The organism is Streptomyces koelreuteriae, from assembly GCF_018604545.1.
GTDB classification, from domain to species: domain Bacteria; phylum Actinomycetota; class Actinomycetes; order Streptomycetales; family Streptomycetaceae; genus Streptomyces; species Streptomyces koelreuteriae.
Genome location: NZ_CP075896.1, coordinates 1,232,907 through 1,259,144 on the forward strand (window position 1 = coordinate 1,232,907; position 26,238 = coordinate 1,259,144).

21 protein-coding genes are annotated in these 26,238 nt (G+C 70.7%); 11 read left to right on the plus strand and 10 right to left on the minus strand.

All coding sequences use genetic code 11. The annotated features are described in order from the left end of the window. Window positions 1-44: 44 nt before the first annotated feature. The 9 genes from KJK29_RS05480 to KJK29_RS05520 all read right to left on the minus strand — a co-directional run bounded on the left by KJK29_RS05480 (window position 45) and on the right by KJK29_RS05520 (window position 11,787). Entirely contained in the window at window positions 45-1,145 is a 1,101-nt protein-coding gene (locus KJK29_RS05480; protein WP_251057712.1) for an SGNH/GDSL hydrolase family protein, read from the minus strand. 55 nt (window positions 1,146-1,200) lie between these two features. Then, window positions 1,201-3,783, minus strand: a complete 2,583-nt coding sequence (locus KJK29_RS05485; RefSeq protein WP_215117570.1) for an FtsX-like permease family protein — start codon at window positions 3,781-3,783, stop codon at window positions 1,201-1,203. Continuing rightward, entirely contained in the window at window positions 3,780-4,460 is a 681-nt protein-coding gene (locus tag KJK29_RS05490) for an ABC transporter ATP-binding protein (protein WP_215117571.1), read from the minus strand. Before KJK29_RS05490 ends, KJK29_RS05485 begins: the two co-directional genes overlap by 4 nt. Before the next feature lie 116 nt (window positions 4,461-4,576). Continuing rightward, on the minus strand, window positions 4,577-4,888 hold the full coding sequence (locus KJK29_RS05495; RefSeq protein WP_215117572.1) for a hypothetical protein: 312 nt from the start codon (window positions 4,886-4,888) through the stop codon (window positions 4,577-4,579). Window positions 4,889-4,963: 75 nt separating this feature from the next. Then, window positions 4,964-5,254, minus strand: coding sequence for a response regulator transcription factor (locus tag KJK29_RS05500; RefSeq protein WP_215117573.1), 291 nt, complete (start codon window positions 5,252-5,254; stop codon window positions 4,964-4,966). A gap of 156 nt (window positions 5,255-5,410) precedes the next feature. Further along, window positions 5,411-6,136: a class I SAM-dependent methyltransferase gene (locus KJK29_RS05505; RefSeq protein WP_215117574.1), complete on the minus strand. Its 726-nt coding sequence runs from the start codon at window positions 6,134-6,136 to the stop codon at window positions 5,411-5,413. An 88-nt stretch (window positions 6,137-6,224) separates the two neighbouring features. Beyond that, window positions 6,225-8,645 carry an ATP-binding SpoIIE family protein phosphatase gene (locus KJK29_RS05510; protein WP_215117575.1) on the minus strand — a complete coding sequence of 807 codons (2,421 nt, stop codon included), beginning with the start codon at window positions 8,643-8,645 and terminating at the stop codon, window positions 6,225-6,227. Between the two features lie 144 nt (window positions 8,646-8,789). After that, window positions 8,790-11,180, minus strand: a complete 2,391-nt coding sequence (locus KJK29_RS05515; protein ID WP_215117576.1) for an MFS transporter — start codon at window positions 11,178-11,180, stop codon at window positions 8,790-8,792. 163 nt (window positions 11,181-11,343) lie between these two features. Next, on the minus strand, window positions 11,344-11,787 hold the full coding sequence (locus KJK29_RS05520; protein ID WP_215117577.1) for an SRPBCC family protein: 444 nt from the start codon (window positions 11,785-11,787) through the stop codon (window positions 11,344-11,346). A gap of 170 nt (window positions 11,788-11,957) precedes the next feature. Here KJK29_RS05520 and KJK29_RS05525 point away from each other — a divergent pair, with 170 nt between their 5' ends. The 3 genes from KJK29_RS05525 to KJK29_RS05535 all read left to right on the plus strand — a co-directional run bounded on the left by KJK29_RS05525 (window position 11,958) and on the right by KJK29_RS05535 (window position 15,301). Next, a complete protein-coding gene (locus KJK29_RS05525; RefSeq protein WP_215117578.1) occupies window positions 11,958-12,995 on the plus strand; it encodes an Rv2578c family radical SAM protein in 1,038 nt (345 codons plus the stop codon). A 136-nt stretch (window positions 12,996-13,131) separates the two neighbouring features. Beyond that, window positions 13,132-14,709 (plus strand): alpha/beta hydrolase, encoded by a 1,578-nt coding sequence (locus KJK29_RS05530; RefSeq protein WP_215117579.1) that lies wholly within the window; start codon window positions 13,132-13,134, stop codon window positions 14,707-14,709. A gap of 55 nt (window positions 14,710-14,764) precedes the next feature. Further along, on the plus strand, window positions 14,765-15,301 hold the full coding sequence (locus KJK29_RS05535; RefSeq protein WP_251057713.1) for a GNAT family N-acetyltransferase: 537 nt from the start codon (window positions 14,765-14,767) through the stop codon (window positions 15,299-15,301). Window positions 15,302-15,303: 2 nt separating this feature from the next. Here KJK29_RS05535 and KJK29_RS05540 read toward each other — a convergent pair whose 3' ends face one another. After that, window positions 15,304-15,879 (minus strand): adenylosuccinate lyase, encoded by a 576-nt coding sequence (locus KJK29_RS05540; RefSeq protein WP_215117580.1) that lies wholly within the window; start codon window positions 15,877-15,879, stop codon window positions 15,304-15,306. Between the two features lie 332 nt (window positions 15,880-16,211). On the opposite strand from KJK29_RS05540, the gene KJK29_RS05545 reads away from it, so the two are divergent. From KJK29_RS05545 to KJK29_RS05580, 8 genes are all read left to right on the plus strand, one after another. Continuing rightward, window positions 16,212-18,017 carry a 3-hydroxyacyl-CoA dehydrogenase family protein gene (locus tag KJK29_RS05545; protein WP_215117581.1) on the plus strand — a complete coding sequence of 602 codons (1,806 nt, stop codon included), beginning with the start codon at window positions 16,212-16,214 and terminating at the stop codon, window positions 18,015-18,017. A 115-nt stretch (window positions 18,018-18,132) separates the two neighbouring features. After that, on the plus strand, window positions 18,133-18,942 hold the full coding sequence (locus KJK29_RS05550; protein ID WP_251057714.1) for a TetR family transcriptional regulator: 810 nt from the start codon (window positions 18,133-18,135) through the stop codon (window positions 18,940-18,942). Window positions 18,943-19,328: 386 nt separating this feature from the next. Continuing rightward, window positions 19,329-20,666 carry a crotonyl-CoA carboxylase/reductase gene (gene ccrA / locus KJK29_RS05555; protein ID WP_215124163.1) on the plus strand — a complete coding sequence of 446 codons (1,338 nt, stop codon included), beginning with the start codon at window positions 19,329-19,331 and terminating at the stop codon, window positions 20,664-20,666. A gap of 8 nt (window positions 20,667-20,674) precedes the next feature. After that, a complete protein-coding gene (locus KJK29_RS05560) occupies window positions 20,675-22,702 on the plus strand; it encodes a protein meaA (RefSeq protein ID WP_215117583.1) in 2,028 nt (675 codons plus the stop codon). Beyond that, window positions 22,699-23,661, plus strand: a complete 963-nt coding sequence (locus tag KJK29_RS05565; RefSeq protein ID WP_215117584.1) for an HpcH/HpaI aldolase/citrate lyase family protein — start codon at window positions 22,699-22,701, stop codon at window positions 23,659-23,661. The genes KJK29_RS05560 and KJK29_RS05565 overlap by 4 nt, the downstream gene beginning before the upstream one ends. Window positions 23,662-23,666: 5 nt before the next feature. Continuing rightward, on the plus strand, window positions 23,667-24,179 hold the full coding sequence (locus KJK29_RS05570) for a MaoC family dehydratase (RefSeq protein WP_215117585.1): 513 nt from the start codon (window positions 23,667-23,669) through the stop codon (window positions 24,177-24,179). 2 nt (window positions 24,180-24,181) lie between these two features. Next, window positions 24,182-25,387 carry an acyl-CoA dehydrogenase family protein gene (locus KJK29_RS05575; protein WP_215117586.1) on the plus strand — a complete coding sequence of 402 codons (1,206 nt, stop codon included), beginning with the start codon at window positions 24,182-24,184 and terminating at the stop codon, window positions 25,385-25,387. Window positions 25,388-25,557: 170 nt separating this feature from the next. After that, the gene (locus KJK29_RS05580; protein ID WP_215117587.1) at window positions 25,558-26,214 is read left to right on the plus strand and encodes a phosphatidylserine decarboxylase; all 657 of its coding nucleotides are present in this window, start codon (window positions 25,558-25,560) and stop codon (window positions 26,212-26,214) included. Window positions 26,215-26,238 lie beyond the last annotated feature (24 nt).

Genomic DNA, 26,238 nt, shown 5'->3' on the forward strand with positions numbered 1-26,238 from the left:
ATGGTTCGTCACGTTACGCGCTGCGGGCGGAACCGGCTACGACGTCACCAGCGGATCGGCAGATCGGCGAGGAAAGAGGTGAGCCGGTCGGCGAGAAGCCGGTGGTCGCGGGCCGAGTAGTGCCAGTGGCAGCCCATGAGGTCCAGGCCCGTGTCGTCGAGCCGCCAGGAGCGGACCCGTCGGTCACCGGCGTCGGCCCTTTCCCGGACCACCTGCTCGACATGCCCGGCGAAGGGTCCGGCACCGACGGCCAGCAGGGTGGTCCCGGGCCCGTAGCGCGTCCGCAGCTTCTGGAGGAAGCCGCTGTAGGCGCTCCGGTACGCGGCGGCGAGGCTCTCGTCCGTCCAGGGCTCGCCCGGGTTGATCGGGGTGGAGAAGTCGTTGGTGCCGAGGTGGACGACCACGAGGCCCGGCCGCCAGGTGCCCGGGTTCTGCCAGACGTCGCCCGGCTCGTTCAGCAGCGCGCGGTCGTAGAAGGTGCGGTAGTTCTCTTCGGGCGAGCCCCCGTTGTAGTTGCGCACCATGCCCCGGCCCGAGTACGCGTTGATCTGGTGGTCGGCGCGCAGCCGCCGGGCGGTGAGGGCGGCATATCCCACGTCGGCGTTGGTGGTGCGGGCGACCTGCTCGCCGGTGCAGTCGCGGGAGGCGGAGAGGTTGCCGTAGCCCGCCGTGAGGGAGTCTCCGACGAACTCGATCTGGCGGCTGCGCGCGACCGGCCGGGCCAGCACGGCACCGCCCGGCGCGGCGACGAAGCCGCCGAACGCGCTGGTGCTCCACGGGGTGTCGTTGCGCTTGACGAGCCGTACGGTGTGCACTCCTTTGCCCAGTCCGTCGACCCAGTGGGTGGTCCTGCCCGGGGTGACGAGGGTCGCGACGGTGGTTCCGTCGACCTGGACGTCGTAGTCGGCGGCGGGGTCGTCGAGCACGATGCCGACGCCGGTGCCCCTGATCCGGCCCTCGAAGTACACGCCGGGCCAGCTGTAGCGGAGCACGTCCCCGCCGTCCTGGACCCGCCCGGCGGTGTGCACGCTCGCCGCCACGCCCTTCTTGTCCGGGGCGGCGGCGGTGGTGGCCGCGGCGGCTGTGCCGAGCAGAACCATCGAAGCGGCGGACGCGACCAGCATCCGTGACCAGGGCGACGTCATGACTGTCCTCCGGGGGACGAGACAGGTGCGCGGACGGGTAAGGAGCGGCCGGAACTCACTGTGCGGACCTCAGCAGGGTCGCCACCCTGGATCCGCCGAGACACCCCGCCGCCACCGCTGCCGCCACGGCCCCCGCGGAGGCGGCGGCGAGCCCCAGCCACGGCCACAGCGACCAGCCGATGTCCAGGGAGAACAGCAGGGCGGGGGTGGCGACGGCGGTCACCCCGACCCCCATCAGTACGCCGAGGAGCGTCACCTGACCGGCGTACACACCGGTGAGCCAGGACCGGAACCGCCGGTCGGCGCCCGCGGCGGCCAGTGCCGACAGGTCCGGCCGCATCTCCTGGGTGGCGAGGCCCACCGTGAGGAAGGCCAGCGTGGCCGCTACGAGCATCAGCACCACCGCGCTGCCCAGCGTCGTGGCCCGCAGCACCTCGGCGGCGACCGGGCCCCGTTCCACCTCCAGCGTGAAGTAGCCGCTGCCGATGTCCGAGGCGAGCGCTCCGCGCGCGCGGTCCTCCTGTTCCGCGGAGATCGAGCCGTCCGGCGCGGGAAGGTAGAAGTAGGCGGAGTTGGGCTGCTCGACGCCGCCGAGCGCCTTGAGGCCGGCCGCGCCGATGTAGATGGCCGGCAGGTTGCGGTACTCCGAGCGGCGCTGGGCCGCGACCGCGTCGAGGCTCTTGGTGATGAGCTCCGTGCGGCCCGTGTCCATGACGGGGGACTTCGGCGCGGTCACGGTCAGCCGGCCGCCCGGCGCGAGCCGCTCGTCCAGGACGACGGCGCCACCGGCGGTGAGCGCCCCGCGCTCCCGGGCGGTGGGTTTCCTGCCGAGCACCGTGGCCAGGTCCGCCTCGCGGATCACCATGACGGCGGAGGGCCGGTCGGGCAGCGGTGAGGCGGCCTGGTACTCGCCCCAGTAGGACCACGCGGAGCCGTCCGGGGCGGCGCCCTCCGGGGCCGGTGGGCTGGCGATCGCCATGGCCGTCAGCCGCTGGCCCCCGAGGGCCTCCTCCATGGCGGCGACGGTGTCGGGCCCGGGCACCTTCGTGGCGTAGGCGAAGGCCGAACCGTGCGGGGAGTCGGGCTCGTAGGACTTGCCAACCTCCGCCGTGAGGCCTCCCATGGCCGCCAGGACGAGCCCGGTCAGCACCGTGAGGCTGGCCACCACCGTCCCCATGGTCGCCGAGCGGGACGCGGAACGCGCCAGGAGCCGGGCCCCGATGCGCTGCATCAGCCTCAGACCGTCGGCGCGGCCGGCGCTCGACGGCAGCAGCCTGCGTACGAGGACGCCCGTGCCGATGACCAGGCTCAGCGCCCCGATCATGACGGTGAACGGGGCCTTGAGGGACGCGCCGGCGACGGCCAGCAGCAGACCGCAGGTCAGCAGGACGCCGAGCAGCACCTGCCCGCGGCGCGGCGCGCGGTCCTCGAAGTCGGCCTGGTCCCGCAGGGCGGCGACCACATCGCCGCCGACCCCGCGCGCCGCGACCCGGGCCGCGATGGCCGGGGTGAGGACACCGAGCAGGGCCAGGACCGCCGTCGGCCAGGCGTCCAGACGCAGCCCGCCCCAGAGTTCACCGCCCCGCTCCGCCGCCCAGGGCTTCAGCAGCCACGCAGCGGCCACTCCGGCCCCGACGGCGAGCGAGGTGGCGAGAACTCCCACCAGGAGGCCCTGGTGGGTGATGACCGACCGTCTGGTCCTCGGTCCCGCGCCGGCCGCGGCCAGCAGGGCGAGTTCACGCCGGCTGCTGCGGACGACGATCGCGTAGACGGCTCCCATCACCAGGCCGAGTTCGCCGAGCACCAGGACCGCCAGTCCGAGGACCCAGGCGGCGGCGGACTCCTCGGGGAGCAGGGAGTCCGGGGCGTCCCGGGCGACGTCGAAGGCGCTGGACCGGGGTTCGAGGCGCCAGCCCTGCTCGGTCATGGCCCGCTGTGCCGGGGGCGTGAGCGCTTCCGGGGTGTGCCAGACGACGACGGTGCCGTCCTGCGCCGCGGCCATGGAGCTCTCCTGCCCGGGCTTCGGCAGCGCCGGTGCCTGGCCGGCGACGACGGCAGGGAGGGCCACCACGAATTTCCGCAGGGTGTCGGTGGGGATCGCCGCGATGCCCGTGACCTCGGCCTCGGCGCCGCCCTCGCCGAGGTCCACCTTGTCTCCCAGCCGTACCCCGAGCCGCGCCATGACGCTCGGCGAGAGGGCGACCTCGTCCGGCGCCCGCGGGGCCCTGCCCTCGGTCAGCACGAACCGGCCCCGGTGCAGCGGCCGGTCGAGTTCGAGGCCGTAGCCGAAGGAGTCGACCTGCAGACCGCCCGAGGAGACGGCGAGCGGGCCGTTGACCTCGGGGACGACGTCGAGGTCCCGGCCGGCCGCGTCGGCCAGCGCCCGCGGCCCTTCGGCCAGGGCGCGCTCGGCGCCCCGCTCCGCGACGAAGTCGAGGTTGCGCAGCACTCCCTGCGACTGGCCGATCAGTGTGCCGACCCGTACGTCCTCGGGGATCTCGCTGGTGGCCCGGAGCGTGACCAGCGTGACGGCCAGGGTCAGCGGAACCAGCAGCGCCGCCGTGAGGGCCAGGGTCCGTTTGCGGTCCCGCCGTACCCGCCGCAGGGCGATCCGGAGGGCGATCCTGCGTGCGCTCACGCGGCGGCCCCGGTGACGTCCCCGACGACGCCGTCGCGCATGCGGACCACGCGGTCGGCGCGGGCCGCGACCGCCTCGTCGTGGGTGACGATCACACAGGTCGCCCCGGACCGCACCAGCGACTGGAGGCTGTCGAGGACCTGGGCGGCGCTGTCGCTGTCCAGCGCCCCGGTCGGCTCGTCCGCGAGGATCAGGCCGCGGCCGCCCGAGAAGGCCCGGGCCAGGGCGACGCGCTGCTGCTGCCCTCCGGAGAGCGAGTCCGGGTAGCGGTCGGCGTACTCGTCCATGCCCACGGAGGCGAGCGCCTCCCGCGCCTGCGCGCGGGCCTTGCGGCGGGACATGCCGTCGAGTTCGGCGGGCAGGGCCACGTTCTCCGCCACGCTGAGGATGCGGACCAGGTTGTAGTCCTGGAACACATAGCCGATGTGACGGCGCCTGTGCTGGTAGAGGTCCGCCTCGGGGAGCGTGTCGATGCGTACCCCGGCGACCGTGACCGTGCCCGTGTCCGGGGGCTGCAGTCCGCCCGCCATGGTGAGCAGGGTGGACTTGCCGCATCCGCTGGGCCCCATGACCGCGGTGAGGGTGCCCTCGCGGGCCGCCAGACTCACCCCGCGCACCGCCTGAACCTCGACCTCGCCACTGCGGTAGCGCCGGGTCACGCCGTCCAACACCAACACCTGTGTGCCCCATTCATCCGTACGCGACGATGGCTGCGAAACTGGACGAAGGCTGCCGGGCTGCTTTCCTCAGCCCGGCAGCCGTCAGTCGTGCTTCACCGCCGTTTCACACCTGCTCAGCGGTGCTGGAAGCCCGACTCGCCCACGCCCCAGGTGCAGCCGGGGGTGGAGAAGCTGGCTCCCGAGAAACTCCCGCCCTTGTAGGGCGAGTACACGGCGAACGGCGACAGGTCGCACTCGCCGTAGAGGCGGACGTCGTGGCCGCCGCTGTGCGAACAGCCGCTGGCCCACGCGTTGCCGCCGTTGCCGGAGTTGTGCCCCTGGTTGCTGCAGGACACGGTGCCTGCCTGGGCGGGCAGCACGGTGGCGGCCGTGACGCCGCCGGCGAGCGCGGCTCCGATGGCCAGAGACGCCAGAAGACGCTTCATGCGTTACCCCCTCAAGATCCGCCGACCGTCATCCGGAACAGCGGACCAGGTGTGCACGGCCGGACTTTCCGACCGTCATGTGCCACTTTTGCAACTCGCGTCTCGTTCGCCCATCGGACCTTTGGGTATTGCCCCAAGGTCCGATAGCGCTTTCTGGTATCTCTGTGCTAGAAGGGCCGCTTCCACCCGGGACTCGACACCGAGCTTGCGCATCAGACTCGTCAGATGGGCCTTCACCGTGCGTTCGGCAATTCCCAGCCGCTGCGCGAGCCGCCGGTTCGAGTCGCCTGTGACCAGCAGGGACAGAACCTCCAGTTCACGGCTGGTCAGTTCATCGAAGCTCGTTCTCCCTCGATCCGATCCCATGCGTTTCCCCCGATCGTGTCGCTCTTCTGAGGTATGGCACAGAGCCCCGTTGTGCCGCTGCGATCGGTGAATGGTAGTCAGTCGGAAAGAATTGATACACGGGTTGCACAAGCAGCGCGAAAACCAGCCACGAAGGAAGCTTGAAACTGATACGTGTTACACCGTGCGCCTGGCCACCACCCACGTCGAGGGCAGCTCCACCCGGGTGCCGTCGGGTGCGTACTCGGTGGTGACGAGGGGCATCGCGCCGCTCGCCAGGACGGTGAGGCCGGCCGAGCGCAGATACTCGGGGACGGCGTCGTCGGAGACCTCACCGGGTGCGATGCCGTGCCGGAACACCGGCGCGAGCTTGGGCGGCGGACCGTCGGGGCCGCTCGCCAGGCCCATCAGCACCGGCTTGGCGGCACCGGATAGCTCCACCAGGAAGGCCCGGCCGCGGTCGCCGACCAGCGTGGCGATCCCGTCCACCAGCGACTGCCGGTCCTCCGGTTCGCACTGGTGCAGGACGCCCCGCACATAGACGTTGGTGTCGCCGAGCTCCGCGTGCAGGGTCTGTGTCTCGCTCTTGTCGGCGGCGTCCAGTTGCCGGTACGCGGCCTGCCCGGCCGGGTCGGCCCGCCGGGCGTGGTCGAGGGCCGCGGCCGACAGGTCGGCGCCCACGACCCGCGGGAAGCGGTCGGCCAGATAGCGGGTCTGGGTGCCGTTGCCGCAGCCGAGGTCCACCATCGGCAGTGCGGGATCGGCCACATGGGGTTCGAACAGGGCAAGGTGCGGGCCGGCGGTCAGGACCGGCTCGGCGTCCCAGAACACCGCCCCCGGTTCGGCGGGCGCCGCACTCCAGAACCCCTCCCAGGCGTCCCGGTACCGACTCGTCACACTCATGCCCGACTCCCCAGGGTGCGCGCGGATTCCGCCGTCCGGCGGCGAGTACGGTGTACCGCGCGGCGCGGGCCACGACAAGCGTCCGGCGTCAGCGCCCGGGCAGCGTCAGCTCGAACCACACCGTCTTGCCCGTCTTGGTGCGGCTGGTGCCCCACTCGCGGGACAGCGTGCTGACGACCCGCAGACCGCGCCCGGAGTCGTCCAGGGAGCCGCTGCTCAGCAGCGTCGGCAGCTCGTGGTCGTCGTCGTCCACCTCGCAGAGCAGGGTGTCGCCGCGGACGAGGCGCAGTTCCACGGGGCGGGCGTGGGAGTGCCGTACGGCGTTGGTGACGAGTTCGCTGACCAGCAGCTCGGCGGAGGCGACCAGCTTCGCCAGGCCCCAGTCGTGCAGCCGCTCGCGGACCGCCGCGCGGGCCCGGCCGGCCTCGGCCGGGTCGAGGGCGAGCCGCCACTCGGCGACGTCGTCCGGCTCGATGCCGTTCAGCCGGGCCATCAGCAGCGCCACGTCGTCCTTGCGGCCGCCGCGGGTGTTGAGGGACCTGATGATGGTGTCGCAGGCGTCGTCCATCGACGCGGCCGGGTGGGCGGCCGACTCACAGAGCGTCGCGAGGCCCACGCCGATGTCCTCGCCGCGCACCTCGACCAGCCCGTCGGTGCACATCACCAGCCGGTCGCCGGGCTCCACGCGCAGGCGTTCCGCCTCGAAGGGCACTCCCCCGACGCCGATGGGCGCTCCCGTGGGCAGCTCCAGCAGTTCGCTGCGCCCGTCGTCGGCCCGGACCAGGACGGGTGGGATGTGCCCGGCGTTGGCGAGGTGCAGCTCGCTCGCGATCGGGTCGTACACGGCGTACAGACAGGTCGCGAGGTAGGTGTCGCCGAGGCGCTGGGCGAGGTCGTCGAGGTTGCGCAGCAGCTGGGCGGGCGGCAGGTCGAGTCCGGCCATGGTCTGCACGGCCGTGCGCAACTGGCCCATCATCGCCGCCGAGTTCAGGCCGTGGCCCATGACGTCGCCGACGACGAACGCGGTACGCCCGCCGGGCAGCTTCACCGCGTCGAACCAGTCACCGCCGATCCGCCCGAGCAGCGTGCCCGGCAGATAGCGGGTGGCGATGTCGCAGCCCGCCATGCGGGGCGGGATGTGCGGCAGCATGCTGTCCTGGAGCGTCTCGGCGACGGTCTCCTGGTAGGTGTACATGCGCGCGTTGTCGAGCACGAGGCCCGCGCGGGCGGCGAGTTCGGCGCCGGTGACGCGGTCCATGTCGTCGAAGACGGGCCGCTCCGGGTGCCGCAGCAGGATCATGAAGCCGAGCACGACATGGCGGGCCTTCAGGGGCACCACCAGCATGGAGCGGCCCGTGATGAGCGGCCGGATGTCGCGCTTGTCGAACTGCGCGGCGATGGCGTGGCCCATCTGTTCGCTGATGCGCGGCACGAGGACGGGCTCGCCGGAGGTCATGCACTGGAAGAACGGCGTGTGCGCGGGGAACGGCATGGCCTCCCCGACGGGTACGACGTCGTCCCAGCGGCCGGGTTCGTCGGTGTGCTCCAGGGCGACCCGGTGCCACAGGGTGGTCGTGTCGGGCACGCCGTCCGGGAACCCCTCGCCGGCGACGACCTGTTCGCGCAGATATGTCCCGGCGACGTCGGTGAAGCGGGGCACGACGGCCCGGCTGACCTCGATGATCGTGCGGGACAGATCGAGGGAGGTGCCGATGCGGCCGCTGACCTCGTTGAGGAACTCCAGATGCTCGCGGACGGCCGCGTGTTCGAGGTCCTCGCCCTCGTCGCGCAGTTCCTCCGGGACGGGCTCGCCTGCGGCCAGGGCACGCGCGGCCCGCTCCCGGCGCGCCTTGCGCTCGGCCCGCCGGGCCACGCCCCAGTCGGGGGTGACGGGCACCCGGTCGTTCTGGCTGAACTCCAGGATGGGATAGCCGAGTTCGAGTACCTGCGCGACGATGCGGGCGCTCTCGCCGACGCTCATGCTGGGCAGGATCTCGGGCAGGCGGCGGGCGAGGTCCTCCGACCCGGGGAAGTCCGTGTGCAGGGCGAAGCCGGGGGCTATCCGCTCCAGCGCCCCGTCGTCGGCGCGCAGTCCGTCGGCGTCGGCGGCCAGCACGAGCAGCCGCTCGGGCCCGGGCCCCACCAGTGGGTAGGCCCACCACAGGACGTCGACCCGGCCGTCCCCGGACGCGGTGAGCCGGGCGCGGCCCGCCGCGGGGTAGGACAGGCCGCCGTCGAGGGACGATTCGAGGTCGGGCCCGAGACCGTCGTAGGCGGCGTGCGGGGTGGTGTCCCGCTCGTCGGGCAGGGCGCCGGAGACGGGGAGCAGATCGAGGGCCGTACGGCCGATCGCCTCGTCCTTGGGGACGCCGAACAGGCGCCGTGCGCCCCGGCTCCAGTGGGACACGAGGCCGTCGCGGTCGACCACGACGACGGCCAGGGGGACGCGGCCGGGCTCGGCGGGTTCCGTCGCCGTGCCCTGCTCAGCCCTGTCGGTGCCACGGTCCATGGCCCAGGCCCTCTCTCCCCACGGATCCGCGAGATCTGCGCCGGCGTCACCACCGTACGGCGCCCGCCGGTCGCGAGGTGAGGCAACGCGGGAATTGCTCGCGCGGGCCTCGCACCGGCGCACGACCCCGTGCGCCGGTGCGCTTCAGTCCTCGTGCCCGAGCTGCAGATCCCGCTCGGTGCGGCCGCCTCCGGCCACCTGGAGGACAGTGGCGACGGGCGGGTATCCGGCGGCAATGACGGTGTACTCCCCGGAGGAGAGGTCGACGAAGCGGAACGTCCCGTCGGGACCGGTGGTGAGGGTGTCGACGACGTTGCCCGCCACGTCGATCAGGGTCACTCGGGCGTCCTCCACGGGCCGTCCGCCGCCCGCCCGGACGGTGCCGCGCAGGACGGCGCCGCCCGCCAGTTCGATGTCCCGGCGGGTCTCGCGATCGGCCTGGACGGTGACGAGCAGCGCCGCCGGACGGAAGGCGGGCGCGCCGGCGGCGAGGGTGTACTCCCCGGCGACCAGTTCGGTGATGACGTAGCCGCCTTCCCGGCCGCTGCGGGTGGTGGCGACGACCGCGCCGTGGGCGTTGGTGAGTGTGACGGTGGCGTCCCGCACGGGGGTGCCGTCGGCGGTGACGACGCTGCCGACGAGGTTTCCGGCGCCGCCGAGGACGATGTCGAGTTCGACGGGGCGTTCGCCGACGGTCACGGAGACCGCCTGCGGCTGGTGGCCGCCCGCGGCGGCGATCAGCACATAGGCGCCGGGCCCCGGGGTGGCCAGCGTGTAGCGCCCGTCCTCGCCGCTCGCGCCGCGCCCGGTCTGCTGCCCGGTGACGTCGATGAGGGTGAGCGCCGCGCGGGGCACGACGGTCCCGTCGTGGTGCTGCACCGAACCGCAGACGGGCATTCCGGCCGCGTGCGGTGCGCGCGCCTGCGGGATCGCGGCGTTCCCCGGCGCCGTGTCCGGGTCGGTGGCGGAGGCGTAGTGGGACACCAGGGGTTTCTCCTTGAGGAAGAAGGCGATGACCAGTCCGAGGACGAGCACCGGCACCAGGTAGAGGAAGATCCGCGGCATGGCGTCGGCGTACGCCCGGATGTAGCCGTCGCGCAGTGCCGGAGGCAGCGTGTGCACGAGCTGCGGGGTGAGGGACTCGGGCTCGGGCAGTCCCTCGCCCGCGCGCGTCGGGAGGCGTTCGGCCAGCGCGTCGGCGAGCCGGCCGGCGAAGAGGGTGCCGAAGACGGCCGCTCCGATGCTGCCGCCGATCTGCCGGAAGTAGTTGTTGGCGCTGGTGGCGGTGCCGAGGTCGGCGGGGCGCACGGAGTTCTGCACGGCGAGGACCAGGACCGGCATCACCATGCCGATGCCGGCGCCGAGGACGGCCATCCAGATGCCGGAGTGCAGCCGGGGCGTGTCGGTGTCGAGGCGGGAGAGCAGCCACATGCCGACGACGGAGAGGGCACCGCCGAGGATCGGGTAGGCCTTGTAGCGGCCGGTGTGGCCGATGAGCTGTCCGGCGATGATCGAGGCACCGACGATGCCGCCCGTCATCGGCAGCATGAGCAGGCCCGATTCGGTGGCGGAGGCCCCGTCGACCATCTGCAGCCAGGTCGGCAGATAGCTGGCGGCGCCGAAGAGCGCGGCTCCGACGACCAGCCCGACGAGGCCGGTGACGTTGAAGACGGAGTCCTTGAACAGCCGCGGCGGGATGAGGGGTTCGACGGCGAAGCGCTCGACGACGAGGAAGAGGACGGTCGCCGCGGCCGCTCCGGCGCCGAGGCCGAGGATCATGCGCGAGTCCCAGGCGTACTCGGTGCCGCCCCAACTGGTCAGCAGCACCAGGCAGGTGGAGGCGGCGGTCAGCAGCAGCGCGCCGAGGACGTCCAGCCGGGCCCTGACGGCCGGCTTCGGAAGCTTCAGCGCGAAGGCGACGACGGCGAGGGTGAGCAGGCCGAAGGGCACGTTGACGTAGAAGCACCAGCGCCAGGAGTGATGGTCCGTGAAGTAGCCGCCGAGCAGTGGTCCGGCCACGGAGGCGAGGCCGAAGGCGGCGCCGATCAGGCCCAGGTAGCGGGCGCGCCGACGGGGCGGCACGATGTCCGCGATGATCGCCTGGACGCCGATCATGAGGCCGCCCGCGCCGACGCCCTGGAGGGCGCGGAAGGCGATGAGCTGGTCCATGGTCTGCGCGCGGCCCGCGAGCGCGGAGCCGGCGACGAAGACGACGATGGCGAACTGGAAGACGCCCTTGCGGCCCAGCAGATCGCCGAGCTTGCCGTAGATCGGCAGTCCGACGGTGGCGGTGAGCAGATAGGCGGTGATCGTCCAGGACATCCGGTCCAGGCCGTGCAGCTCACCGACGATCTTCGGGAGCGCGGTGGCGACGATCATCTGCTCCAGGGCGGCCAGGAGCAGGGCCAGCATGAGCGCGAGGAAGATCAACCGGACCCGGCGGGGGCTGAGTTCGGCGGCCGGGGCCGGTGGTGGGGCGGGGGTGTCGGGTGGCGCCACCGCCGGTTCGTCCTGCGCCAGAGTGATTCCGCCCACCTACCGCTCCCCTCGTCGCACTGCCGCACAATTCCCGCGTAAAAGCGACAACTATGAGCAAGCACGACGAGTTACGGCATGCGGCGGGTCCGCCCGGAGATCACCCGAACCGGTGAGGGGCCACAACGGCCCCCACCGGGTTGGATCTTGGGGAGGCGGGTGGTTACTTCTCGACCTCGGCGGCGAGCTTGGCGAGCATCGCGTCGTAGATCCGGCCGAGGCCCTTGGGGGCGAAGGTCTTCTCGAAGAAGCCGCCGATGCCGCCGGCGCCGGTCCAGGTGGTGGTCACCACGACCCGGGACTTGCCCTCACCGGCCGGGGTGACCCGCCAGGTGGTGACCATGGAGGAGTTGCGGTCCTTCTCGACCAGTTCACCGTCGGTGGGCTCACCGACCTCCAGGAGGCAGTCGCGCACACGCTTGCTGGTGGCCTGGAGCTTCCAGTGGACGAGGGTGCCCTCGCCGTCGCCGCCCTCGCGCACCTCGTACTCGCTGAAGTGCTCGGGCAGCAGCTTCTCGCGCGTCCCGCTGTAGTCGGCGAGGGCGTCGAACACCGTCTCCGCGTCCGCCGCGACGATCCGCTCCGTAGTGGCCTCGACCTGCGCCATCAGGTTCCTCCAGGACATGGTTGCTCGGGGGTCGGGGCAAGCCAACCACCCCGCTGCCCGGCCCCCCAAATCGGGGTCCCCGAACCCGGTCGAACACGTTCGTAAAACACCCTCGCACGATCAAGGGAACATGTGTTCTATTCTGTGGTCAGTGCTACCGAGGAGGCGTCATGCGCTGGGAGAACCTCACCACGGACTCCGAACACAGCCGGGCCGACTCCGCGCTGTTCGGCGCGGACGCGGTGACGACCCGCACCATCGACACGCCGGAGTTCGCGGGCATCACCTTCCACGAGATCCGGGCCCGTTCGATCATCAACCGGGTGCCGGCTGTCTCGCGGATGTCGTTCCAGTGGACGGTCAACCCCTATCGCGGCTGCTCGCACGCCTGCGTGTACTGCTTCGCGCGCAAGACGCACAGCTACCTCGACCTCGACACGGGCCTCGGCTTCGACTCCCAGATCGTGGTCAAGGTCAACGCGCCGGAGCTGCTGCGCCGGCAGCTCGGCTCGCGGCGCTGGCAGGGCGAGCACATCGCGATGGGCACGAACGTCGACTGCTACCAGCGCGCCGAGGGACGCTACCGCCTGATGCCGGGCATCATCTCGGCCCTGCGCGATCACGCGAACCCCTTCTCGATCCTGACCAAGGGCACGCTGATCCTGCGCGACCTGGACCTGCTCGTGCAGGCCGCGGAGGTGACCGACGTCGGGATCTCCGTCTCGGTCGGCTTCATCGATCCCGGGCTGTGGCGCACCGTCGAGCCGGGCACGCCCGCGCCGGAGCGGCGCCTGGACGTCGTACGGACCCTGGGCGAGCACGGCATCGGCTGCGGTGTGCTGATGGCGCCGGTGATCCCGTTCCTGGGCGACCGGCCGGATCAACTGCGGGCCACCGTACGGGCGATCGCGGCCTCCGGCGCCACGTCCGTCACCCCGCTGGTGCTGCATCTGCGGCCCGGCGCCCGCGAGTGGTTCATGGCCTGGCTGGCCCGGGAGCATCCGTATCTGGTGGCCCGGTACGAGCGGCTGTACGCGCAGGGCTCCTACGCCCCGAAGTGGTACCAGCGCCGGATCACCCGTCAGGTCCACGAGCTGGCGGAGGAGTACGGCATCGGGCCCACACGCGCGGACCTGCCGCGCCGGATCCGGCCGCCCGAACCGGCCGAGCCGCCGACGTCCGAACCCACCCAACTGTCGCTCATATAGGAGCGTTCGAGCGCATCTCGCGGCCCAATCGGGTCAAGTCTTGACCGAACGCGTTCTTCCGGAGGCGCTTGCCGGGACGAATCGGCGATGACCGTGAACTCCGCGGTCCGACGCCTCTCCGCCCTGGAAGGACGCCATGAGAACACGCGCAGCCGTGCTGTGCGGCGCTGCCGTCGTGCTGGCCGGGAGCATCGCGGCCGTGCCCGCCGAGGCGAGCGGACCGCACTCGGCGGAAACCTCTCGCGCTGCGAGACCCGCCTGGAAGAAGTGCGGCACCACCGACTATCCGATGCTCCAGTGCGCGTCCCTCAAGGTGCCGCTCGACCACGCGAACCCGCGCGGTCCGCAGATCTCCCTCGCGCTGTCCCGTGTCCCGCACACCGCCGAGCGGTTCCAGGGCCCGCTGCTGGTCAACCCCGGCGGCCCCGGGGGCGACGGTCTGACACTCGCCGGTTTCGTCGCGACCTCGCTGCCCAAGGAGGTCGCGGCCCAGTACGACGTCATCGGCTTCGACCCGCGCGGAGTGGGCGAGAGCAGGCCCGCGCTGGACTGCGAGCCCGGGTACTTCGGCCCGGTGCGCCCGGACTCGGTGCCGGGCACGCCCGAGGCGGAGCGGGCCAACCTCGCCCGCGCCAAGTCCTTCGCCGTCTCCTGCGCCGAGAAGTACGGACATCTGCTGCCGCACATCAACACGGTCAGCGCCGCGCACGACATCGAGGCGATCCGGCAGGCCCTGGGCGCGCGGAAGATCAACTACTTCGGCTACTCGTACGGCACCTATCTGGGCGCGGTCTACGGGCGGCTGTACCCCCAGCACGTCCGGCGGATGGTCCTGGACTCGATCGTCGACCCCACCGACGTCTGGTACACCGCGAACCTGAACCAGGACCACGCCTTCAACGACCGCCACCGCGCCTTCATGGCCTGGGTCGCAAGGCACGACGAGCGCTACCGGCTCGGCACCGACCCCGAGAAGATCGAAGCCTCGTGGTACGCGATGCGGGCGGCGCTGGCCAAGGATCCGGCGGGCGGCAGGGTGGGCGCCGCGGAGCTGGAGGACACCTTCGTCCCGGGCTCCTACTACAACGGCTACTGGCCCTATCTGGCGGAGGCGTTCGCGGCCTATGTGAACGGCAGGACCACCGCGCCGCTGGTCGAGGTGTACAAGAACTTCGGCGCGGCCGACGCGGCCGACGACAACAGCTACAGCGTCTACACCGCGGTGCAGTGCCGGGACGCCTTCTGGCCGCGCGACTGGCACCAGTGGCGCAAGGACAACTGGGCGGCGTACGAGAAGGCGCCCTTCATGACCTGGAACAACGCCTGGTACAACGCACCGTGCGCGTTCTGGCCGACCGACGGCGCGCGTCCGGTGAGCATCGCCAACGGCCAGCTGCCGCCGGCCCTGCTGTTCCAGGCGACGAACGACGCGGCCACTCCGTACGAGGGCGGTGTCACCGTCCATGACCTGCTGGCGCGCTCCAGCCTGGTCGTCGAGCAGGGCGGCGGCAACCACGGCATCACGCTGAGCGGGAACGCCTGCCTGGACAAGTACCTGGCGACCTATCTGTCCGACGGCACCGTGCCGCGTGGTGTCGGCAGCCGGGACGCGACGTGCGACGCCGCGGCGGAACCCAAGCCGCTGACGTCGAAGACGGCGTCGATGTCCGCCCGCGGCTCGACCCTGCACCGACTGCTCGGCTTCCGCGGCTGAGCTCCTGACCATCCGCCGGGCGGGCGCTCTCAGACCCGTGGTCCACTATGGCCCCATGAGTGAGCTGAAGGGGTTACGGGTCCGGGAGATGGCGCTCGCCGACTGCGACCGCGTCGCGGAGATCCGCACCGGCGGCTGGCAGAGCGCCTATCGGGGTCTGATGCCGCAGTCGTATCTGGACGGGCTCAGCGTCGCGGAGGACGCCGAACGGCGTCGTACGTACCTGGCGCGGGCCGACGACAGCGTGGTGAACCTGGTCGCCGAGGACGACGGGGGCGAACTCGTCGGCTGGGCCTGCCACGGACCGTACCGGGACGGTGAAGTCCTCACACCGGACGCCGAGTTGTACGCCATCTACGTCCACCCGGAACATCTGGGACGGGGCGTGGGGCAGGCGCTGCTCGCGGAGTCGGTCGAGCGTTGCGCCCGTGCGGGGCACGGCCGGCTGCTGCTGTGGGTGCTCAAGGAGAACGGCCGGGCCCGCCGTTTCTACGAACGGGCCGGCTTTCTCGCGGACGGCGCAGAGGAGCCCTTCGAGGTGGAGGGCACCGTCGTCCCCGAGGTGCGCTACGCGCGGGCGCTCCCCCGCTGACCTCACCGCTGCTTCGGAATCCGGCCCAGCGCGCGCACCGCCGCCTCGGCGAGCACCGGATGGGCGAGTGCCTCGTCCAGGACGGGCCTGGCCCGGGCGTCGCCGAGCGTGCCGAGCCCGTCCACGCAGGCGAGGGCCACCCGACGGTAGGGGTCGTGGGGCCGCAGCCGCCGCCGCAGGGTGGTGATCAGCGCGGGCACGGCCTCCGGGGCGTCCAGTTCCACCAGCAGCCGTACGGGGTGCAGGGCGTAGGCGACGCGCAGTTCGTTGGTGGCGAGGGCGGCGGCCGCGCGGGCGGTGCGCGGATCGCCGAGACGGGCCAGGGCGTAGGCGGCGGAGGCGCAGCGCGGCGGGTCGCGATGGTTCAGCAGCAGCACCAGCGCCTCGAAGGCCCGCCGGTCCCGCGCCAGCCCGAGCCGGAACGCGGCCAGCTCCCTCGCCCACAACTGCTGCCCGGGTTCGGTCAGCACCCCCGCCAGGGCGTCGACGTCCTCGGTCGCCACAAGCCGCTCGAACGCGGGCGTCGCCCCCGACTCCTGCCGTAAGCGCAGCGTGAGTGATCGCAACTCTTCGTCCATGACTGAGAGGGTAGGTGCGTCGCGAGCTGCGCGGGACGTACATCACAAAGACGAGGGCTGGCGCGCTCGTTACCCGCCAGTTAAGCTCAGACGAGCGAGTTACCCACTCGTTCTTCCTCGCGGCGGTCTGGTGACGCGGCCGTCGTGAGAGCAGTCGGTTCGGTGCTTCAGGTACCGAGGTGCGACTCGGCCCCGGGACAGGGCCGGTCCTCCCTTCACCGGGCGTGTGCGCTTGCGGCCCGGCAACACCCGCACTTCTTCACGCACCCGGTGCGCCCCTCGGCGCACCCGGGCGCGTTCCCTGTCGTCACCCTCATTCCTGGAGTCCCGCGATGGCCACTCCCCTTTCCGACCCGTCCCAGTCCCCGCTGCAGACCATCGCCGTCGTCGGCCTCGGCACGATGGGCACCGGCATCGCCGAGGTCCTCGCCAAGGCCGGCCGCGAGGTCGTCGGCATCGACATCAGCGAGGCCCAGGCCGCGAAGTGCGTCGCCGCCCTGGAGGCCTCCACCGCCCGTGGCGTCGAGCGCGAGCGGCTGACCGAGCAGGACCGCGCCGGCATCCTCGCCCGGGTCCGTACCTCCACCGATCTCAGGACGGCGGCCGACGCCGACCTGGTCATCGAGGTGGCCCCGGAGTCGTACGAGGTCAAGCAGCAGATCTTCCGGGAGCTGGACGGGATCGTGCGCCCCGGGACGATCCTGGCGACCGGCACCAACGCCCTGTCGGTGACCCGGCTGGCCGCCGAATCCTCCCGTCCGGAGCGGGTGCTGGGCCTGCACTTCTTCAACCCGGCCCCGGCGATGCGGCTGGTCGAGGTCGTCTCCTCGGTGCTGACCGCGCCGGCGGCCGTCACGGCGGTCACCGATCTCGCCCTGGACCTGGGCAAGGAGCCCGTCGCGGTCGGCGACCGCCCGGGGTTCGTCGCCGACGGCCTGCTGTTCGGCTACCTCAACCAGGCCGCCGCGATGTACGAGGCGAAGTACGCCTCCCGCGAGGACATCGACTCCGCGATGCGGCTCGGCTGCGGACTGCCCATGGGCCCGCTGGCGCTGCTCGACCTGATCGGCGTCGACACCGCGCGCACGGTCCTGGAGGCGATGTACTCGGCGTCCCGCGACCGCCTGCACGCACCGGCCCCGATCCTCAAGCAGCTCAGCGAGGCGGGCCTGACCGGCCGTAAGGCGGGGCGTGGTTTCTACAGCTACGAGGCACCGGGCAGCCCGGTGGTCGTGCGGGACGCGCTGACGCCGCTGGAGGGCGGGGACCTGACCGCGGGCCGGGAGATCCGCTCGGTCGGCGTCGCGGGCTCGGGCACCATGGCCTCCGGTATCGCGGAGGTGTTCGCCAAGGGCGGGTACGACGTGGTCATCGCGGCCCGCAGCGAGGAGAAGGCCCAGGCCGCGAAGGCCCGGATCGGCAAGTCCCTGGCCCGCTCGGTCGACAAGGGCCGTATGACCGCCGAGGCCGCCGCGCAGACCCTGGACCGTGTCACGCCGACGGGCACCTACGACGACTTCGCCGACGTCGACCTGGCCGTGGAGGCGGTCGCCGAGGACCTGGAGATCAAGCAGCAGCTCTTCGCCGCGCTGGACAAGGTCTGCAAGCCGGGCGCCATCCTGGCCACCACGACCTCGTCGCTGCCGGTCGTCGCCTGCGCCCGCGCCACCTCGCGTCCGCAGGACGTGATCGGCATGCACTTCTTCAACCCGGCGCCGGCCATGAAGCTGGTCGAGGTCGTCCGCACCGTGCTGACGGCCGACGACGTGCACGCGACGGTCCGCGAGGTCTGCGGCCGGATCAGGAAGCACGCGGTCGACTGCGGGGACCGGGCGGGCTTCATCGTGAACGCGCTGCTGTTCCCGTACCTGAACAACGCGATCAAGATGGTCGAGGAGCACTACGCGTCCCTCGACGACATCGACGCGGCGATGCGGCTGGGCGGCGGGTACCCGATGGGTCCCTTCGAACTGCTGGACGTCGTCGGGCTGGATGTCTCGCTCGCCATCGAGAAGGTCCTGCACCGCGAGTTCCGCGACCCGGGGCTCGCCCCGGCGCCGCTGCTGGAGCACCTGGTGGCCGCGGGCTGCCTCGGCCGCAAGACCGGCCGTGGCTTCCGCGAATATGCCAAGCGCTGAGGGTCCCGGCGACTGGTTCCGGTCCGGCTCCGAGTGGGGTGGCCTGCTCGGCCCGGACCGGTTCCACGAACCAGGCCATGCGCAGCGAGCTGCGCACATGCAGTACGTTCAGGGCATGCCCCAGCCCGCCAAGTCCTCACGTACACCAGCTACGGCCGACGCGCCGGAGAGCGCCGCAGGCTCTCGCGCCGCCGCCCAGCGGCTCAAGATGCGCCGGGAACTGGCGGCCGCCGCGATGGAGCTGTTCGCGACCAAGGGGTACGAGGCGACCACCGTCGACGAGATCGCGGCCCAGGCCGGGGTCGCCCGGCGCACGTTCTTCCGCCACTTCCGCTCCAAGGAAGAGGCGATCTTCCCCGACCACGACGACACCCTGATCCGCGCCGAGGCGGTGCTCAACGCCGCGCCCGCGCACGAGCATCCGCTCGACACGGTGTGCCGCGGCATCAAGGAAGTCATGAAGATGTACGCGGCCCGGCCGGAGATCTCGGTCGCCCGCTACAAGCTGACGCGTGAGGTGCCCACGCTGCGCGAGGCGGAGATCGCGTCGGTGGCCCGTTACGAGCGACTGTTCACCCGCTACCTCCTCGGCCACTTCGACGAGCGCGCGCACGCCGACGACGCCAACGACGACCCGCTGCTGGCGGAGGTCGCCGCGTCCGCCGTGGTGACGGCCCACAATCACGTCCTGCGGCGCTGGCTGCGGGCCGGCGGTCAGGGGGACGTGGAAACGCAGCTCGACCACGCCTTCGCGATCGTGCGCAAGACCTTCGGCACGGGCATCGGGGCCGGGCGCTCCACGGACGCGCAGCCGGCCGCGGCCACGGCCTCGACGCAGGGCGAGGTGCTGGTGACCGTCGCCCGTACCGACGCACCGCTGGACGAGGTCATGAGGACCATCGAGCAGGCCCTCAAGGAGCGCTGAACAGCTCGCACCACCTGTGATGACGGCCACCCCACGGGGTGGCCGTTTTGGCATGTCAGGGGCCGTTTTGACATGCCCCACGGAGGCCATTCGATCGATCATCGCTCATTTGTTACGTAAAGATTTCATCTGAGAGCAAGTTCTGGCACTCAGTGCCTTGCGGGGTGACACGCGGTGTCATACGTTGAAGAGGTCCGGGCGACGTCCCAGCAAGCTCACCGCCTGCTCGCCCGGACGCCTGCGTCACAGGCAACCTCCCGCGCCACCAGCGCTGCCGAACAGCACCACCGCCGAACCGACGGCACACCCTCAACCCTCAGCAGCACCGACGTAACCCTCAGCGCCCCTCCCTCAGGGCGCACACCGCCGGAGGCAACACCGTGACCATGAAGGACATCCTGGCCGCGATCCAGTCGCCCGACTCCGTGTCGAAGGACTTCGCCGCCCTCCCGATCCCCGAGTCGTACCGCGCGATCACCGTGCACAAGGACGAGACGGAGATGTTCGCGGGCCTCACCACCCGCGACAAGGACCCCCGCAAGTCGATCCACCTGGACGAGGTCCCGGTCCCCGAGCTCGGCCCGGGCGAGGCCCTGGTGGCCGTGATGGCCTCCTCGGTCAACTACAACTCGGTGTGGACCTCGATCTTCGAGCCGCTGTCCACCTTCGGGTTCCTGGAGCGCTACGGCCGCACCAACGAGCTGGCCAAGCGCCACGACCTGCCGTACCACATCATCGGCTCCGACCTCGCGGGCGTCGTCCTGCGCACCGGCCCGGGCGTCAACGCCTGGCAGCCCGGTGACGAGGTCGTCGCGCATTGCCTCTCCGTCGAGCTGGAGTCGTCCGACGGCCACAACGACACGATGCTCGACCCCGAGCAGCGCATCTGGGGCTTCGAGACCAACTTCGGCGGCCTCGCCGAGATCGCCCTGGTCAAGTCGAACCAGCTGATGCCCAAGCCCGACCACCTGAGCTGGGAGGAGGCCGCCGCTCCGGGCCTGGTGAACTCCACCGCCTACCGGCAGCTGGTCTCCCGCAACGGCGCCGGCATGAAGCAGGGCGACAACGTCCTCATCTGGGGCGCGTCCGGCGGACTCGGCTCCTACGCCACCCAGTTCGCGCTGGCCGGCGGCGCCAACCCGATCTGTGTCGTCTCCAGCGAGCAGAAGGCCGACATCTGCCGGGCGATGGGCGCGGACGCGATCATCGACCGCAACGCCGAGGGCTACAAGTTCTGGAAGGACGAGAACACCCAGGACCCCAAGGAGTGGAAGCGCTTCGGCAAGCGCATCCGCGAGCTCACCGGCGGCGAGGACATCGACATCGTCTTCGAGCACCCCGGCCGTGAGACCTTCGGCGCGAGCGTGTTCGTCACCCGCAAGGGCGGCACCATCACCACCTGCGCCTCCACCTCGGGCTACATGCACGAGTACGACAACCGCTACCTGTGGATGTCGCTGAAGCGGATCATCGGCTCGCACTTCGCCAACTACCGCGAGGCCTGGGAGGCCAACCGGCTCATCGCGAAGGGCAAGATCCACCCGACGCTCTCCAAGGTCTACTCCCTGGAGGACACCGGCCAGGCCGCCTACGACGTGCACCGCAACCTCCACCAGGGCAAGGTCGGCGTCCTCGCGCTGTCCCCCGAGGAGGGCCTGGGCGTGCGCGACCAGGAGAAGCGCGCCAAGCACATCGACGCCATCAACCGCTTCCGGAACATCTGAGGTCGTCCATGAGTGAGCGTCAGAAGGACCGGCCGTGGCTCATGCGCACGTACGCCGGTCACTCCACGGCCGAGGCGTCCAACGAGCTGTACCGACGCAACCTCGCCAAGGGGCAGACAGGTCTGTCGGTGGCGTTCGACCTGCCGACGCAGACCGGCTACGACTCCGACCACATCCTCGCCCGCGGCGAGGTCGGCCGGGTCGGTGTGCCGATCGCGCACCTCGGTGACATGCGCCGGCTGTTCCAGGACATCCCCCTGGAGCAGATGAACACCTCGATGACCATCAACGCCACGGCCATGTGGCTGCTGGCGCTCTACCAGGTCGTCGCCGAGGAGCAGGGTGCGGACATCACCAAGCTCCAGGGCACGACCCAGAACGACATCGTCAAGGAGTACCTGTCCCGGGGCACGCATGTGTTCCCGCCGGGGCCGAGCCTCCGTCTGACGACGGACATGATCGCGTACACGGTCTCCCACATCCCGAAGTGGAACCCGATCAACATCTGCAGCTACCACCTGCAGGAGGCGGGCGCCACGCCGGTGCAGGAGATCGCGTACGCGATGTCCACCGCGATCGCCGTGCTCGACGCCGTGCGCGACTCCGGCCAGGTGCCGCAGGAGCGCATGGGCGACGTCGTCGGCCGTATCTCGTTCTTCGTGAACGCGGGCGTCCGCTTCGTCGAGGAGATGTGCAAGATGCGCGCCTTCGGCCGCATCTGGGACAAGGTCACCCGCGAGCGGTACGGCATCGACAACCCCAAGCACCGCCGCTTCCGCTACGGCGTCCAGGTCAACTCCCTGGGCCTGACGGAGGCGCAGCCGGAGAACAACGTCCAGCGGATCGTGCTCGAGATGCTGGCCGTCACCCTCTCCAAGGACGCACGCGCGCGTGCCGTGCAGCTGCCCGCCTGGAACGAGGCGCTGGGCCTGCCCCGCCCCTGGGACCAGCAGTGGTCGCTGCGCATCCAGCAGGTGCTGGCCTACGAGAGCGATCTGCTGGAGTACGAGGACATCTTCGAGGGCTCGAAGGTGATCGAGGCGAAGGTGGAGGAGCTGGTCGAGTCCGCCCTCGCGGAGATCGACCGCATCCAGGAGATGGGCGGCGCCATGGCGGCCGTCGAGTCCGGCTACCTCAAGTCGCAGCTCGTCTCCTCGCACGCCGAGCGCCGGGGCCGGATCGAGTCCGGCCAGGAGAAGATCATCGGTGTCAACGCCTTCGAGGGCACCGAGCCGAACCCGCTGACCGCCGATCTGGACACCGCGATCCAGACGGTCGACCCGGCGGTCGAGGCCCGGGTGATCGCGGGCCTGCAGAACTGGCGCGACAACCGCTACCAGCCGCCCTTCAACCACCCGCGCCCCTGCAAGGCGCTGGAGCGGCTGAAGGACGCCGCCCGGGGCACCGAGAACCTCATGGAGGCCACCCTGGAGTGCGCCCGCGCCGGGGCGACGACCGGTGAGTGGGCCGGGGCCCTGCGCGAGGTGTTCGGCGAGTTCCGCGCCCCGACGGGCGTCTCGTCGGCGCCCGTGGCCGTCCCCGTCGAGGAGGGCAGCGCGCTGGCCGTGGTCCGCCGCAAGGTGGATCTGACGGCCAAGGACCTGGACGTCGGCAAGCTGCGCTTCCTGGTCGGCAAGCCGGGCCTGGACGGGCACTCCAACGGCGCGGAGCAGATCGCCGTGCGCGCGCGTGACGCCGGCTTCGAGGTGGTCTACCAGGGCATCCGGCTGACGCCCGAGCAGATCGTGGACGCGGCCCTCGCCGAGGACGTGCACGCGGTCGGCCTGTCCATCCTGTCCGGCTCGCACGCCCAACTGGTCCCGGACGTGCTCGAACGGCTGCGTGTGGCCGGTGCCACAGATATACCCGTGATCGCCGGTGGCATCATCCCGAATGGTGACGCCGAGCAGCTCAGGCAAGCCGGAGTGGCCGCCGTCTTCACCCCGAAGGACTTCGACATCACCGGAATCATCGGCCGCATCGTCGACGAGATCCGGAAAGCGAACAAGCTCGACCCCCTGGAGGTCCCCGCATGACCACGGTCAACCGCCTTCGCCCCCGGCGTTCCTGCCTGGCGGTACCGGGCTCGAACCCCCGGTTCCTGGAGAAGGCCCAGGGCCTCCCGGCGGACCAGGTCTTCCTCGACCTGGAGGACGCGTGCGCCCCGCTCGCCAAGCCCGAGGCGCGGCACACCATCGTCAAGTTCCTCAACGAGGGCGACTGGACGGGCAAGACGCGCGTCGTGCGGGTCAACGACTGGACGACCGAGTGGACGTACCGGGACGTCGTCACGGTCGTCGAGGGCGCCGGCCAGAACCTCGACTGCATCATGCTGCCGAAGGTGCAGACGGCCCAGCAGGTCGTCGCCCTGGACCTGCTGCTGACGCAGATCGAGAAGACGATGGGCTTCGAGGTCGGCAAGATCGGCATCGAGGCGCAGATCGAGAACGCGCAGGGCCTGAACAACGTCAACGAGATCGCGACGGCCTCCCCGCGCGTCGAGACCATCATCTTCGGCCCGGCCGACTTCATGGCCTCCATCAACATGAAGTCGCTGGTCGTGGGCGAGCAGCCGCCCGGCTACCCGGCGGACGCCTACCACTACATCCTGATGAAGATCCTGATGGCGGCCCGCGCCAACAACCTCCAGGCGATCGACGGCCCGTACCTGCAGATCCGCAACATCGACGGCTACCGCGAGGTCGCCCAGCGCGCCGCCGCCCTCGGCTTCGACGGCAAGTGGGTGCTGCACCCGGGCCAGGTCGAGGCGTCCAACGAGATCTTCTCGCCGTCACAGGAGGACTACGACCACGCCGAGCTGATCCTGGACGCGTACGACTACTACACGTCCGAGGCCGGGGGCAAGAAGGGCTCCGCGATGCTCGGCGACGAGATGATCGACGAGGCCAGCCGCAAGATGGCCCTGGTCGTCTCCGGCAAGGGACGCGCCGCCGGCATGCGGCGCACCAGCAAGTTCGAGATCCCGGAGGCGTGACGGCGATGCAGTTCGGACGCACCTACGAGGAGTTCGAGGTCGGGGCGACGTACAAGCACTGGCCGGGAAAGACGGTCACGGAGTACGACGACCACCTGTTCTGTCTCCTCACCATGAACCACCACCCGCTCCACATGGACGTCAACTACGCCGAGAAGACGACGGACTTCGGCAAGAACGTGGTGGTCGGGAACTACATCTACTCCCTCCTGCTCGGCATGTCCGTCCCGGACATCTCCGGCAAGGCCATCGCCAACCTGGAGATCGAGTCGCTCAAGCACGTGGCGCCGACCTTCCACGGTGACACGCTCTACGGCCAGACGACCGTGCTCGACAAGTGGCCGTCGAAGTCGAAGAACGACCGCGGGATCGTCTACGTCGAGACCAAGGGCTACAAGCAGGACGGCACGCTGGTCTGCGTGTTCCGCCGCAAGGTCATGGTGCCGACCGAGACCTACATCAAGGAGCGCGGCGGCGAGCAGCCCGGCCGCCCGGAGCTCAAGGAGCAGGAGAAGTAGCCATGGCGCGACTCGCCCAGACCGCCGGTCTGACGGACATCCAGCAGGAGATCCTGTCCACCGTCCGGGACTTCGTGGACAAGGAGATCATCCCGGTCGCCACGGAGCTGGAGCACCGCGACGAGTACCCCCAACAGATCGTCGACGGGCTGAAGGAGTTGGGCCTGTTCGGCCTGATGATTCCCGAGGAGTACGGGGGTCTGGGCGAGTCTCTCCTGACGTACGCGCTGTGCGTAGAGGAGATCGCCCGCGGGTGGATGTCGGTGTCCGGCATCATCAACACCCACTTCATCGTGGCGTACATGCTCAAGCAGCACGGGACGCAGGAACAGAAGGACCATTTCCTGCCGAGGATGGCCGCGGGCGACATCCGCGGCGCGTTCTCGATGTCGGAGCCGGCCCTCGGCTCGGACGTCTCGGCGATCACGTCGAAGGCGGTGCGGGACGGCGAGGAGTACGTCCTGAACGGCCAGAAGATGTGGCTGACGAACGGCGGAACGTCGTCGCTGGTGGCCGTTCTGGTCCGAAGTGACGAAGGTCACCCCGAGGGCACCGCGCCCCACAAGTCGATGACGACCTTCCTCGTCGAGAAGGAGCCCGGCTTCGGCGAGGTCCGCCCCGGTCTCACCATCCCGGGGAAGATCGACAAGATGGGTTACAAGGGTGTCGACACCACCGAACTCATCATGGATGGCCTGCGGATTCCTGCGGATCGTGTGCTCGGCGGGGTCACCGGCCGTGGTTTCTACCAGATGATGGACGGCGTCGAGGTCGGGCGCGTCAACGTGGCGGCACGTGGCTGCGGCGTCGCTCAGCGTGCGTTCGAACTGGGCGTCCGGTACGCGCAGCAGCGTCACACCTTCGGAAAGGCGATCGCCCAGCACCAGGCGATCCAGTTCAAGCTGGCCGAGATGGCTACCAAGGTCGAGGCCGCGCATGCGATGATGGTGAATGCAGCTCGCAAAAAGGACTCCGGTGAGCGAAACGACCTCGAGGCTGGGATGGCGAAGTACCTCGCCTCCGAGTACTGCAAGGAGGTCGTCGAGGACGCCTTCCGGATCCACGGCGGCTACGGCTTCTCCAAGGAGTACGAGATCGAGCGCCTCTACCGCGAGGCTCCGATGCTGCTCATCGGTGAAGGTACCGCCGAGATCCAGAAAATGATCATCGGTCGGCGACTGCTCGAAGAGTATCGATTCCAGGGCTAGATGTCCGGATACGGGGTGTTTTCTTGGAGAAGAAGATCACACCCCGTCAGCACTCTTCAGCCGCCGACTCGGCTGCCTGGCTTACCCAGTTACGGTCCCGAGCCGCTACGATCGCCGGAAAGCCGCCGTCCCCCGTCAGAGTGCGGCCTCATCCGCTACGAAGGTCATCCATGCCCCACAGCCAAACCTCTGCACCACGCGACAGCCGGGCCGGCGTACGCCTCGCGCGCGGAGCATCGCCGTGGCTTCTTCCGACCGTCGCCACCGCAGCCCTCAGCCTGGCCCGTGCCCGGCGCTCCGGCGCCGCCAAGGCCGTCGCCGTTCCCGCCACCGCGCTCGCGGCGGGGATGCTGTGGTTCTTCCGCGACCCCGAGCGCGAGATCACGCAGGGCCGGGTCATCTCGCCCGCCGACGGTGTGGTGCAGAGCATCATGCCGTGGAAGGACGGCCGCACCCGCGTCGCGATCTTCATGAGCCCGCTCAACGTGCACGTCAACCGCGCGCCGCTGGCCGGCACGGTGACGTCGGTCGAGCACATCCCCGGTGGCTTCGTTCCCGCCTTCAACAAGGAGAGCGAGAACAACGAGCGGGTCGTGTGGCACTTCGACACCGAGCTCGGCGACATCGAGATGATCCAGATCGCCGGCGCGGTCGCCCGTCGCATCGTTCCCTACGTGCCCCAGGGCACCAAGGTCGAGCAGGGCGAGCGGATCGGCCTGATCCGTTTCGGTTCGCGTGTGGACATCTACCTGCCCGAGGGCGTGGAGGTAGACGTCGAGGTCGGTCAGAAGACCGTGGCTGGGGTGACTCGCATTGACCGTGATTGATCCTGATACCAAGGTCGGCTGGGT

Coding starts and splice junctions, on each gene's coding strand:
- KJK29_RS05580 (WP_215117587.1), top strand. CDS start 25,558: ATGCCCCACAGCCAAACCTCTGCACCACGCGACAGCCGGGCCGGCGTA.
- KJK29_RS05575 (WP_215117586.1), top strand. CDS start 24,182: ATGGCGCGACTCGCCCAGACCGCCGGTCTGACGGACATCCAGCAGGAG.
- KJK29_RS05480 (WP_251057712.1), bottom strand. CDS start 1,145: ATGACGTCGCCCTGGTCACGGATGCTGGTCGCGTCCGCCGCTTCGATG.
- KJK29_RS05530 (WP_215117579.1), top strand. CDS start 13,132: ATGAGAACACGCGCAGCCGTGCTGTGCGGCGCTGCCGTCGTGCTGGCC.
- KJK29_RS05520 (WP_215117577.1), bottom strand. CDS start 11,787: ATGGCGCAGGTCGAGGCCACTACGGAGCGGATCGTCGCGGCGGACGCG.
- KJK29_RS05545 (WP_215117581.1), top strand. CDS start 16,212: ATGGCCACTCCCCTTTCCGACCCGTCCCAGTCCCCGCTGCAGACCATC.
- KJK29_RS05495 (WP_215117572.1), bottom strand. CDS start 4,888: ATGAAGCGTCTTCTGGCGTCTCTGGCCATCGGAGCCGCGCTCGCCGGC.
- KJK29_RS05535 (WP_251057713.1), top strand. CDS start 14,765: ATGAGTGAGCTGAAGGGGTTACGGGTCCGGGAGATGGCGCTCGCCGAC.
- KJK29_RS05540 (WP_215117580.1), bottom strand. CDS start 15,879: ATGGACGAAGAGTTGCGATCACTCACGCTGCGCTTACGGCAGGAGTCG.
- KJK29_RS05565 (WP_215117584.1), top strand. CDS start 22,699: ATGACCACGGTCAACCGCCTTCGCCCCCGGCGTTCCTGCCTGGCGGTA.
- KJK29_RS05505 (WP_215117574.1), bottom strand. CDS start 6,136: ATGAGTGTGACGAGTCGGTACCGGGACGCCTGGGAGGGGTTCTGGAGT.
- KJK29_RS05570 (WP_215117585.1), top strand. CDS start 23,667: ATGCAGTTCGGACGCACCTACGAGGAGTTCGAGGTCGGGGCGACGTAC.
- KJK29_RS05510 (WP_215117575.1), bottom strand. CDS start 8,645: ATGGACCGTGGCACCGACAGGGCTGAGCAGGGCACGGCGACGGAACCC.
- KJK29_RS05525 (WP_215117578.1), top strand. CDS start 11,958: ATGCGCTGGGAGAACCTCACCACGGACTCCGAACACAGCCGGGCCGAC.
- ccrA (WP_215124163.1), top strand. CDS start 19,329: ATGAAGGACATCCTGGCCGCGATCCAGTCGCCCGACTCCGTGTCGAAG.
- KJK29_RS05550 (WP_251057714.1), top strand. CDS start 18,133: ATGCCCCAGCCCGCCAAGTCCTCACGTACACCAGCTACGGCCGACGCG.
- KJK29_RS05500 (WP_215117573.1), bottom strand. CDS start 5,254: ATGGGATCGGATCGAGGGAGAACGAGCTTCGATGAACTGACCAGCCGT.
- KJK29_RS05560 (WP_215117583.1), top strand. CDS start 20,675: ATGAGTGAGCGTCAGAAGGACCGGCCGTGGCTCATGCGCACGTACGCC.